This window comes from Sporichthyaceae bacterium (assembly GCA_036493475.1).
Taxonomy (GTDB): domain Bacteria; phylum Actinomycetota; class Actinomycetes; order Sporichthyales; family Sporichthyaceae; genus DASQPJ01.
On record DASXPS010000188.1, the window covers coordinates 20,186 to 30,930 of the forward strand.

The window sequence follows — 10,745 nt, forward strand, 5'->3', positions numbered from 1 at the left end:
GCACAGTGCTCGCGGTCCTCGATGTGATCAGCTGGTAGCAAATCACGAGCGAGGGGACCGGCGTGAACCGCCTGCACCGTTACATCTGCGCCAGCGAGAAGTGGCGGACCAAGATGACCGGGCAGGTGCTGCCCTGGGCGCTGGGCGGCGTCGACCTCGGCGGCAACCTGCTCGAGGTCGGGCCCGGCCCCGGCATCACCACCGAGACGCTGCGCACCAAAGTCGAGCGAATGACCGCGGTGGAGATCGACCCGACGCTGGCCGCCTCGCTGCACTCGCGCATGGCCAACACCAATGTGACGGTGCTGCACATGGACGCCACGGAACTGCCCCGGCCGAGCCGGCCGTTCGACAGCGCCGCGTGCTTCACCATGCTGCACCACGTACCCAGCCCGGCCGCGCAGGATGCGTTGTTCGCCCGCATCGCTGCTGTGCTCAAGCCCGGCGGTGTATTCGTCGGCATCGACTCGCTGCCCTCGTTACGGTTCCGGCTGGCACACCTCAACGACACCATGACGCTGGTCGACCCCGATGGCTTGCCGGCGCGGCTGACCGCGGCCGGGTTCACCGACGTACAGGTGGAACAGACGCCCGGTCGGTTCCGATTCACTGCCCGCGCTGGGAACTGACGCGGCGTCAGATGTCAAGCGTCCACCAGCGCGGTACGCAAAGCGTCCAGTGACTCGGGTCGCACACCGTGGGCCAACAAGTAGCTTCGGGCGTCGGCGTGCGTCTCGCGCATCGCGTCCAGACTCGCCTGCATCACGTGCGGCGGGCTACCCATGAGCATCTGGGCGCGCTCGTCGGAGAGCCCCATGCTCGCGGCCTTGGCCAACATCCGCTCCCGGTCCTCCGGGGTGATCAATTGTTCGGTCCGCGCGTAGTCCTCGGCGACAACGTCATCGGGCACGCCGAGCGCGGAGAGCAGGATGCCGATGACCAGGCCGGTGCGGTCCTTACCCGCCGAGCAGTGCACCAGGCCGGGCAACGCGCCCGGCGCGGCGAGCATCTCGACCGCCGCCGCGATCTCCGCCGCGCAGACGGTGAGAATCTGCCCGTAGAGCGCTTCCAACGATTCGGCCTGCCACGCCCCGATGCGTTCGATGTAGATCGGGTTGCGGTGCGCGGTGAGCGAGGCGTCCTCGTCCAATTGCGGGGCGACGAGTTCGTCCGGGTCGCGCAGGTCGACGACCGTGCGCAGCCCGAGCGCGAGCATCTCCGCCTCGGTGTGCGGGCTCAACGCGCCGATGATGCCGCCGCGGAACAGCAGGCCCCAGCGGGTACGACCGCCGCCGGTCACCGAGTATCCGCCCAGGTCACGCAGGTTGTGCAGGCCGGCGACCCGGCGCAGCCGACCCTCCGGGTCGTCCACCGAGCCGCGCGCATTGGGGATCGAGTTCGAGTTCACGTGCAGTTCCGTCACCCCTCCAGCATGCGTTGCCGATGTGAACACCGTACAAACGGGTCACGAAGGCCGCGCCGGCCGCCGCCGGGGGGGGACATCCGCAACTGCCGACCAGGGTTGCCACCAGAGTGGCGACCTGACGCGGAAAATCGCCACTTCGGTGGCAACTATGTCTGTCAGTTGCGCGGCACAATCCCATAGCCAGACCCGACGTCGCGAACGGTGAGGTGCCCGATGTCCCTGTCCATCCCGGAGTTACTGGTCGAGTACGACCGGGCACTGGCGTACACCGACGACCTGTGGCGCGATCTCAAACCGGACGAGGTCCGCTGGCGCCCGCACGAGCAGTCCTCGGCGATCGGCTGGCACCTCGGCCATCAGGCGACCGTTGCACACTTCATGGTCCGTAACCTCACCGCCGCCGAGCCCAGCCCGGATGCCGACCTCGAACCGTTGATGGACTCCGCGACCCCGCAGCAGGTCCGCGGCGAGCTTCCCGACCTCGGCCGCCTGGCGGACTTCCGCAGCAAGGTCGCCGCGCGGGTGCACACCCGGATCGGCGACATTGCCGCCCGCAACGTGGACGCCCCGGTGCAGATGCAGGTCATCGCCTCGACGCTGCTCGTCGCGGTGATCAACCACGAGTACCAGCACAGCCAGTGGATCGCCGAGGTCCGTTCTCATGACCTGGGGCACGACCTGCCGGCGCGACCGGCCTCCGGCGCGCTGTGCGAATTGGACGGATACCTGGTGATCGGAGCCGCACCGCACGGCTGAGCCCAAGCAAGGATCAGCCGAACGGCCCATCAAGACTGACGATTAGTCCCCTCCCCGCCCCTGCCGATCTTGCCGATCCTCGAACCGATCGACGATCGGATGAGCGGGGGACACGGTGCGGGGACGAACGACGCTGGCGACGGTGGCGATGCTGGCCACGGTGTGGGCGGCACAAGGTGAGGCAATCGCCGCAACGACCACGGACCCCGGAACGGGGACCGGCACCGGCACCACCACCACCACCACCGGAACGGGGACCGGCACCACCACCACCACCGGAACGGGCGCCACCACCGGCACGGGCACCACGACGCCGGCCAAGCCGAAGCCGAAGCCCCTCAAGCTGACCAAGACGGTGCTGAAGTCCGTCGAGAAGAAGCTGGACGACCTCGGCCTTCCGGTGGGTACCGTCGATGGCGACATCAGCACGCGAACCGATCAAGCGCTGTGCGCGTGGCGGGACATGAACGGCCTCAAGATCACCCGCAAGGGTGTCGACGTCCCCCTGGCCACCTCGATCCTGGCCGCGACCAAGAAGCCGAAGGCCGACCGGCCCGATGGCATCTATGTCGACAAGACCTGCCAGGTGCTCATCCAGGTCGTCAAGGGCAAGTACAAGCGGATCGTGTGGGTCTCCACCGCCGGCCACGGCTATGACACGCCCAACGGCACCGGCAAGGTGTGGCGCAAGATCTCCGGCTGGCACGAGAGCAGCCTGTACGCCGATGCGTACATGTACGACTCGATCTACTTCCGCACCGACCGGCCCGGCATCGCCCTGCACGGCTCGGCGACCAACGACCTCGTGCACACCTACCCGGACAGCCACGGCTGTGTGCGGGTGTGGCGACCGGACATCGCCAAGGTCTTCGCCGAGACCCCGATCGGCACCCGGGTCAAGGTGTACGGCAAGTACTGACGCTCCATCAGCTCAGGCGGGCAGCAGTGCCTTGCCCCACCAGTCGCCGGGCCCGGTCAGCCCCGGCGGGCAGGCGAACACCGCACTGCCGGTGTGCCGGATGTACTCGTTGAGCGCATCATGCGCGCCGAGCCGACGCTGGATCGCCACGAACTGCTTGCCCGGGTCCTTCTGGTAGGCGAGGAAGAACAGTCCGGCGTCCAGTAGGCCGGTGGCATGGTCGATGCCGTCGGTGTAGGAGTAGCCGCGACGCAGGATCTTCTGACCGCCGTTGGTGTTGGGGCTGGCCAGCCGGATGTGTGCGTTCGCCGGGATGATCAACGCAGCGCCGGTCTTGGCCACCAGGTCGGGGACGTCGAACTCGCCCTTGCCGGTCAGCGGCGCCCCGGTGGTCTTGGTGCGACCGAACACCGCCTCCTGGTCCGACAGCCGGTCGGTATCCCAGGACTCGATGAGCATGCGGATCCGGCGGGCGACCAGGTAGCTGCCGCCCTTCATCCAGGCCTGGTCGGCCTCCTCGCCCACCCACACATAGGAGTCGAGGTCCTGCGCGTCCTCCGCCTTGATGTTGCGGGTGCCGTCCTTGAACCCCATCAGGTTGCGTGGGGTCTGCTGCGTGGCCGACGTGGAGGCGGTGCGGCCGAAGCCCAGCTGCGACCAGCGCATGACGGCGGTGCCACGTGCCAACCGGGCAAAGTTGCGAATGACGTGGAAGGCCACGGTGGGGTCGTCCGCGCAGGCCTGGACGCCGATGTCGCCGCCGCTGCGACTGGGCTCCAGGGCGCCGTCACCGGGCAGTTGTGGCAGCTCGGCGAGCGCCGCCGGTCGGTGCGCGGCCAGCCCGAAGCGCTTGTCGAACAGCCCCGGGCCGAATCCGACGGTGATGGACAGCCGCGCGGGCGGCAGCCCGTCGGCCTCGCCGGTGTCGATCGGCGGTGCCTGCGGGGAGATCTCCACCGCGCCGATGGGCAGGCCGTTCGTCATGCGGTCGGCCGCGGCCGCCCAGCGGGCCAGCATCACGGTCAGCGCGGTGCGGTCGGCGGTGGTGACGTCGAAGGCGGCGAAGGCCAACCGATCCTGCGCCGGGGTCGCAATGCCGGCCTGGTGCGGACCGTAGAACGGGACCAGGCCGGTGTCCGGCCCTGCGGCCAGCTCGGTGGCATCGTGCGAACCGGACGCCCGGGCCGCGCCGAGGCCGACACCACCGCCGACCACGGCGGCGGCACCGGCAGCGCCGAGCGCACCGCGGAGAAACGTGCGGCGGCTCGGCGATTCGGCGGTCATTCCATCTCCTAGGCGTTGGAGACCTTCGGGGCCACCCGGGACAGGGGCTCCTGAACAGCCTTCACCGCGGTGGCGAACTTCTGCCGGTCGGCGTCGGAGATCGAGGAGTACAGCTGAAAACCCGAGGCGTTGCTGCCGGTCCGGTAGCTGTCGACCAAGTCGTCGAGCGACTTGAACGCGGCCGAGATGGAGTCCGACAGCGACGAGTCGATCTGCTTCAGGGCGGGCAGCAGGGCGGCGAACGCTTGCTCGGCACCCTCGTCGTTGGAGGAGAAGTCGAGCAGGTCGATATGCGAGTAGCGCTCCTCCTCGCCGGTGATCTTGGTCTTGCTCACCTCGTCGAGCAGCTCCTGCGCACCGTTGGCCAGCTCATAGGGCTTGTAGGTCAGCCCGGAGGTGAGCGACTGCAGCTTGCTCACGTTGACCACCAGACCGTCGCCGTAGGTGGCCAGCCCGTCCAGGCTCTTGTCCTGGAACAGACCTTTCTCGATGCGGTGGAAGCCGGTCCATTTGCTCGCGGCGACGTCGTCGGCACGCGCGTCGATCGACGCGTCGAGGTCCACGTCGCCGACAGTGAACGACTCGGCAACCGGCTCGATCTTCTCGTAGTAGGGCCGCGCCTTCATGTAGGCGTTCTGCGCCGCGGTGAGGTCGGTGCCGTGCAGCGCGGTCGCCAGCGTCTTGGTGGAGTCCACCAGGTAGCCGACCTGGTCGGCGACGTACTTGGCGTACGTCGAGGCACCGGTGGAGAGCATTTCATCGACGGTGCCGCCGGCCGAGTTGGGCGCGGTTCCGGTGACCGTCCAGGAGGTGTTCTCGGTCTTCGCGCCGGGGCAGTACAGCGTGTAGTTACCCGCGTCGATGTTCACCGAGAACGACCCGGCGAAGCCCGGCGGCAGGTTCTCCTTCTCGGCGATGATGCGCTGACCGGACAGCAACTCGACCTCGTTGACCGCGGTGGCGTCCTGGTTCTTGATGTTCACGGTCAGCGCACCGGCCGGGAACGAGGTGGAGTTCGACGAGCAGCCGTTCGCGTCGGTGATCGTGACATCGGCGTTCTGCGTGCCGGAGGAAGTGGGCGCGGCGCTGCTCACCGGCTCGGACGGCGACTGAGCAGCGCTACTGCTGGTGTTGGTGTTCTTGGTGCCACACGCGACCAGCGAGACGCCGAGGACCGCGGTGAGGGCAGCGGCAGGCAGCAATGGCGACCGGCGAGTCCCGGGGTGGGGTCGAGACATGACCGCTCCAATACGCAGGGTAACCAACTGAGGTAAGGCTAACCTACTCGGACCGCATTCGTCATGCCGGGTGCCCCAGCTCGCACATGGCGAGGCGTCACCAACCTACGCAGCGCCCCCGCCATCACCAGCGCCGCCGCGGCCACCACCCCCATGCCCACCGCAGTGTGCTCCCGGGTGAGCCGTTGTTGATTCTGAGTCAGATCTCTGTGCGCAGCGGACAGGGCGGCGGCGGCGCTGTCCGCCGGCAACTGCGCAGAACTCCGGGCAACCGGCTGCGCAAGCTCCAGGTTCATGCCCGAGGCGGAAACCAGCGAGGCCTGCACCGTCTCCGTCCAGGACTCATCCACGATGCGCCCGGTGCGCGGCTCCAACTGGACGGTGAGCACGTCGTGGTCGACGTAGCTCACCGGCAGCTCGCCACTTGCCTGAAGCGGGGCGCCCAGGGGCAGCCGGCCGCCGTTCAACTCCGCAACCGTCGCCACCGGCAGACTCGTGGGCCGCCCCTCGGCCCCGCGGCCGGGCAGCGTTGCGGTGTACGTGGTGGTGGACTCCGCGTCCCGGGATTGGCTGCCGCCTGCGTGCAGGGTGATCTCGGCGATCGGGCCGGGCAGTTGCCCGGCGACCGCCGGGCTGCGCGTCTGCGTCTGCACCACGATCTGATCACCATCGGCGCTGCGCAGTTGAGCGGTCCAGCCCTCGGCGGAGGTGACCGGGGCGTGTGCGGCCGAGGCGGGCAGCGTACTGATCGCAACCAGCGCCACCGCTGCCGCCGCGGCACCGAGGCCGGCGAGCAGTGCCGACGTGCGGCGGCTGGACAGCGAAGGGCCCGCCGGCCACGCGACGTAGAGCGTCATCGGCACCACGTAGACCAGCCACCCGAGAAGCTCGATGACCACCGGATGCGCCTGGATGCCGAGCATGCCGGTGAGCAGCGAGGAGCGGATCGAACCGGGGTCGACCAGCCAGCTCAGATTGATCGTGCTGCCCTGTCCGGCCTGCAACCACCCGGCCTCGTGGGCGGTGTGGAACGCGGTGGCCACCAGCCCGGCCGCGACCAGAACCAGCACCAGGCCGGTGAACCGGAAGAAGCGGGCCAGATCCAGCCGCACGCCGCCCCGATAGATGCCGTAGCCCAGCGCGACGGCGGCCGCGACGCCGAGGACCGCACCGATGCCCGCGCCGCCGCCGGAGCCCGCCTCGTTGAACGCGGCAAGCAGGAAGACCACGGTCTCCAGGCCCTCGCGCAGCACGGCGAGGAAGGCCATCAGCACCATCGCGCGCCCGGCCCTCGACCCGCCGCTCAGGGCGTCCGCGGCCAGCGCCTCGAGCTCCTTTTTCAGCCCGCGGGAGTTCCGCCGCATCCAGATGATCATGTAGCTGACCATGCCGACGGCCAGCGCGCCGATGACTGTCTCCAGGCCCTCCTGCTTGCGCTGCGGGAGGTTTTTGGACAGCTGGTTGAGCGTGACACCCACGGCGGTGCACAGCAGCACCGCGATGGTCACCCCGCCGAACACCCAACGCAGCAGGTCGAGGCGGCGCTGCTGGTTGAGGAACGCCGCGATGATGCCAACGATGAGGGCGGCCTCCAGCCCCTCCCGTAGGCCGATCACGAACGTGGGCAACATCGGGTGGGACTCCCGGGCGCACTGGTTAGGCAAGGGTGACCTAACGAAGGTACGCCTAAATCACGGCCTGACCAAACCCCGGGTAGGGGACCTCACCCTTCGAACGGGAGGTCGATGGTGGAGCCGAACTTGCCGGCGTAGACCATGATCATGCTGTTGGACTGCCCGATGGGTTCGATCATCTGCAGGTCGCCGCTGCTCACCGTGAGGCGCAGGAAGTGGCCGGTCTTGATGTTCCAGTCGGTCGGCCACATCGGGATGGTGAAGTCGTAGGGCCGGTTCGGCTCGAGGGCTGTCGGGTGTTCCTGGCTCAGTCGGTGGCTGGCGCGCAACCAGCCCGTGGTGATCACGTACGAGGCGCCGCCGGGGGCGAGGTCCTCCAGGCGCACCACGATGTTGCCGTCCGGCGCGGGCAGCGCCGCGGTCAGGTGCATGACGGGGGTGCCCACGAGCACGGTGTCATGATCGACCGGGCCGATGTCCCACCTGACGCGTTCCGTGTCCTGCAGGCGTTGGTCGTTCTGCGGTAGGTCGGCGGAGTTGTATGCGCCGTGTTCCACGCACCCGCAGCCGTTGTCATAGGGATTCACGGCGAGGGGGTACAGCTCTGTTGTATCCGGCCCCCAGGGTCCGGTCCACGCGAGCCGCCTCGTGCGGGTCGGCCAGTCGGGCAACTCGGTCCAGTGCCCGGAATAGTGCGGCTGCTGCCAACTGGTGATCCTGGCGCCGGGCTGCGGGACGTCGGACAGCTTCATCAGATATTGGTCGAACCAGCTGAGCATGGCGTGCGCGACGACCGGCCAGTCCGGGTCGCCGGGCAGGAAGTTGAGGTGCGCGCCGGGGAGCATCAACAGATGGCTGTGCGCCTTCGCGGCCAGGTAATTGCGCACCATGCCGTCGGGGAACAGGTCGGCCCAGCCGCCGATGCCGAGGATCGGGACCGTGCTGCTGCCGATCGCCTTGCCGTCGATACTCCACGGCTTCCAGTAGGCGTCCTCGGTGGGATGTGCGCGCCACTGCTCGCCCATTCCGAGGTAGTCCGGAAGGCTCATGGCGGCAGCGCCGGGTTGGTCGGCCTGAGCGGTGACGCCGGTGGCCACCGGCCACCAACGCAGCGCAGTTCCCGCGGCGCCACCCGGATAGACGATCTCCCGATAGGCGTTGGAAAAGGCCACGATTGGCACCGCGGCGGCGAGGTGCGGCGGGTGCATGGACACCGCCTTGTAGGTCGAGATCCCGCCGTAGGAAATGCCGACCTCGCCGATCTTCCCAGTACTCCACGGCTGAGCCGCGGCCCATTCGATGAGGTCGTAGTTGTCTTGCGATTCCTGCTTCTGGAATGGGCGCCAGGCGCCGGGCGTACCACCGGACCCGCGCGGCGAGCAGGTCAGCGTGACGTAGCCGCGTTCGGCCAGCGGTTCGGGCAGGCCGGTCGTGGCGTACTGCAGCAGCCGATAGGCGAAGAAATCGGTGACCACGACGGGCTGCTTGCCGGCCAGTGGACGTCCATCACTTCCGGCCGGACCGAGCTTGGAACAGCGCATCAGCACGCCGTCGCGCATCGGCACCCGGATCTCCTCGGAGACCGTCTTGTATTGCGCGGGCCGGTTGTACTTCAGCCATGCGGGGACCTGGCCCTGCTCGAGCAGGGACGCCCCTTTCCCCTGCGCGCCCGCGGCTCCGGGCGAGGCCACCACGGCGGCGGTGAGCAAAGTCAGCGCGACAATGGCGCTACCGAGTCGACGCGGCGCGGTCATCTAGTGAGGCTAATCCACGCGAGCGGGAATCGGCGGGCGGCAACCCGACGATTCCGGTCGATGTGCTCGCTCAGCTGCCGAACGAGTTCCCGTCGCCCACGTTTGGACCCGGAGAACGCGGCACAACGGGTCTTGCAGGCACGTGTCAGATCGTCCGCCGCCTCCGCGGAGGACAATCGCCGGAAACTCGTCTCTTATCACGTGCTACGGAAATCTGTCGTAACGCGCTCTTCGTGTCAAGGGTCTGCTGGCGACACACGTAGCGCCGGTAGGACCTGACGCTGCGTCAGGATCGCGTGGAACGGGTCGCCCCGATCGGCGAGGCGGTCGAGCACCGTGCGGATCGTCCAGCGATCCGGGCGGAGATCGGGGTCATCGAGTTCGTCCCAGTCGATGGGCACCGACACCGGAGCGCCCGCCGCCGGGCGCGGGCTGTAGGGCGCGACCAGCGTCTTGTTCACCGCGTTCTGCGTGTAGTCAAGCCGCGCAAGCCCGGCGCGGTCCTGCTTCTCCCACCGCCAACTCACCCACTCCGGCACCACGGCGCCGACGGTCCGCGACACGGTCTGCGCCCAGGCCCGGGTGTCGTCGAAGCTCGGGCCGGACTCGATCGGGATCCAAATCTGGATGCCGCGCTGACCGGTGACCTTGGCCCGGCCGAACACCTTGAGGTGCGCGAGGGCGTCGCGATGCAGACAGGCGAGGTCGCGGACCTGCTCCCAGGTCGTCTTCGGCCCCGGATCGAGGTCCAGCAGCACGTAGTCGGGGCGGTCCGGGGCCGCGGTGGGCGAGGTCCACGGGTGCCATTCCAACGCGCCGAAGTTGGCCACCCAGATCAACGTGGCCGGCTCGTTGACCTCCAGGTAGGTCTGCGTCTCGCCGGGGTCGGCGTTCGGGTTGTGCCAGCGGGTGATCCAGTCCGGTGCGTGGTCGGGAAGCTGCTTGTGCCAGAAGCCTTTCGTGCCCGCGCCCTGCGGGTAGCGGTGCATGTTCAGGGCGCGGCCGCGCAGGTAGGGCAGCAGCACCGGCGCGATGCGCGCGGCGTAGCCGACGAGTTCGCGCTTGGTGATCGGCCGCTGTTTGCCGCGGCCGGGGAACAGTTGCTTGTCCAGGTTGGTGACCTTCAGCTGTCGACCGTAGATCTGCCACGTCCCGGCGGCGCCGAGCTCGTCCAGCGCGGTCAGCTCTTCCTCGCCGGCCGGCGGCACATCCGGCGGCCGCAGTGCAACGGCGGCCTGCGCGGCGGGCAGGTCCGATCGCCAGGCCCACGCCGGGTCGGCCTTCACCTGGTCATTGGTGCGCCCGGACAGCACGGAGGTCGGGTGGTCCTCGGCGTCCCAGCCGTCGACGGCGTGCTCGTCGCGCTTGTGCAGCAGCAGCCATTGCTCCTTGCTGTCCCGCTTGTCGTCGCGCCGGACCAACAGGAAGCGACCATGAAGACGGTGGCCGTCCAGTTCCAGATGTAGTTCGCCGTCGGCGACGGCTTTCGCCGGGTCCTCGGTGCCGATCGGCGTCCACTGCCCGGTGTCCCACACGATGACGTCACCGCCGCCGTATTCGCCGGCCGGAATGACCCCCTCGAAGTGCAGGTACTCCATCGGGTGGTCCTCGACGTGCACGGCGAGCCGTCGCGCCTTCGGGTCCAACGTCGGGCCCTTGGGCACCGCCCAACTGGCCAGCACCCCGTCGATCTCCAGGCGGAAGTCGTAGTGCAGCCGGCGGGCCCGGTGCCGC

General features: G+C 68.7%; 9 protein-coding genes. 3 read left to right on the top strand and 6 right to left on the bottom strand.

Annotated elements, in window-relative coordinates; translation table 11 throughout:
• Positions 1-62: 62 nt before the first annotated feature.
• On the top strand, positions 63-629 hold the full coding sequence (locus VGJ14_18490) for a class I SAM-dependent methyltransferase (GenBank protein HEY2834417.1): 567 nt from the start codon (positions 63-65) through the stop codon (positions 627-629).
• A 14-nt stretch (positions 630-643) separates the two neighbouring features.
• On the opposite strand, the gene VGJ14_18495 is transcribed toward VGJ14_18490, so the two are convergent.
• The gene (locus tag VGJ14_18495) at positions 644-1,423 is read right to left on the bottom strand and encodes a tyrosine-protein phosphatase (protein ID HEY2834418.1); all 780 of its coding nucleotides are present in this window, start codon (positions 1,421-1,423) and stop codon (positions 644-646) included.
• Between the two features lie 216 nt (positions 1,424-1,639).
• Between VGJ14_18495 and VGJ14_18500 the strand changes: the two genes are divergently transcribed.
• The gene (locus VGJ14_18500) at positions 1,640-2,182 is read left to right on the top strand and encodes a DinB family protein (GenBank protein HEY2834419.1); all 543 of its coding nucleotides are present in this window, start codon (positions 1,640-1,642) and stop codon (positions 2,180-2,182) included.
• A 115-nt stretch (positions 2,183-2,297) separates the two neighbouring features.
• On the top strand, positions 2,298-3,101 hold the full coding sequence (locus VGJ14_18505; protein ID HEY2834420.1) for a L,D-transpeptidase: 804 nt from the start codon (positions 2,298-2,300) through the stop codon (positions 3,099-3,101).
• Between the two features lie 12 nt (positions 3,102-3,113).
• Here the strand turns inward: VGJ14_18505 and efeB are convergent, their stop codons facing one another.
• The 5 genes from efeB to VGJ14_18530 form a co-directional block, all read right to left on the bottom strand.
• Positions 3,114-4,385 (bottom strand): iron uptake transporter deferrochelatase/peroxidase subunit, encoded by a 1,272-nt coding sequence (gene efeB / locus VGJ14_18510; GenBank protein HEY2834421.1) that lies wholly within the window; start codon positions 4,383-4,385, stop codon positions 3,114-3,116.
• Between the two features lie 8 nt (positions 4,386-4,393).
• Positions 4,394-5,623, bottom strand: a complete 1,230-nt coding sequence (efeO, locus tag VGJ14_18515; GenBank protein ID HEY2834422.1) for an iron uptake system protein EfeO — start codon at positions 5,621-5,623, stop codon at positions 4,394-4,396.
• A 38-nt stretch (positions 5,624-5,661) separates the two neighbouring features.
• Positions 5,662-7,254, bottom strand: a complete 1,593-nt coding sequence (efeU, locus tag VGJ14_18520; protein HEY2834423.1) for an iron uptake transporter permease EfeU — start codon at positions 7,252-7,254, stop codon at positions 5,662-5,664.
• A gap of 92 nt (positions 7,255-7,346) precedes the next feature.
• Positions 7,347-9,011, bottom strand: a complete 1,665-nt coding sequence (locus VGJ14_18525; protein HEY2834424.1) for a CocE/NonD family hydrolase — start codon at positions 9,009-9,011, stop codon at positions 7,347-7,349.
• Between the two features lie 236 nt (positions 9,012-9,247).
• A partial coding sequence (locus VGJ14_18530) for a DNA polymerase ligase N-terminal domain-containing protein (protein ID HEY2834425.1) occupies positions 9,248-10,745 on the bottom strand: 1,498 nt, incomplete at its 5' end.

Bases quoted from the DNA above. Each gene is read 5' to 3' on its own strand.
- VGJ14_18500 (HEY2834419.1), top strand. From the start codon at position 1,640: ATGTCCCTGTCCATCCCGGAGTTACTGGTCGAGTACGACCGGGCACTG.
- efeB (HEY2834421.1), bottom strand. From the start codon at position 4,385: ATGACCGCCGAATCGCCGAGCCGCCGCACGTTTCTCCGCGGTGCGCTC.
- efeO (HEY2834422.1), bottom strand. From the start codon at position 5,623: ATGTCTCGACCCCACCCCGGGACTCGCCGGTCGCCATTGCTGCCTGCC.
- efeU (HEY2834423.1), bottom strand. From the start codon at position 7,254: ATGTTGCCCACGTTCGTGATCGGCCTACGGGAGGGGCTGGAGGCCGCC.
- VGJ14_18525 (HEY2834424.1), bottom strand. From the start codon at position 9,011: ATGACCGCGCCGCGTCGACTCGGTAGCGCCATTGTCGCGCTGACTTTG.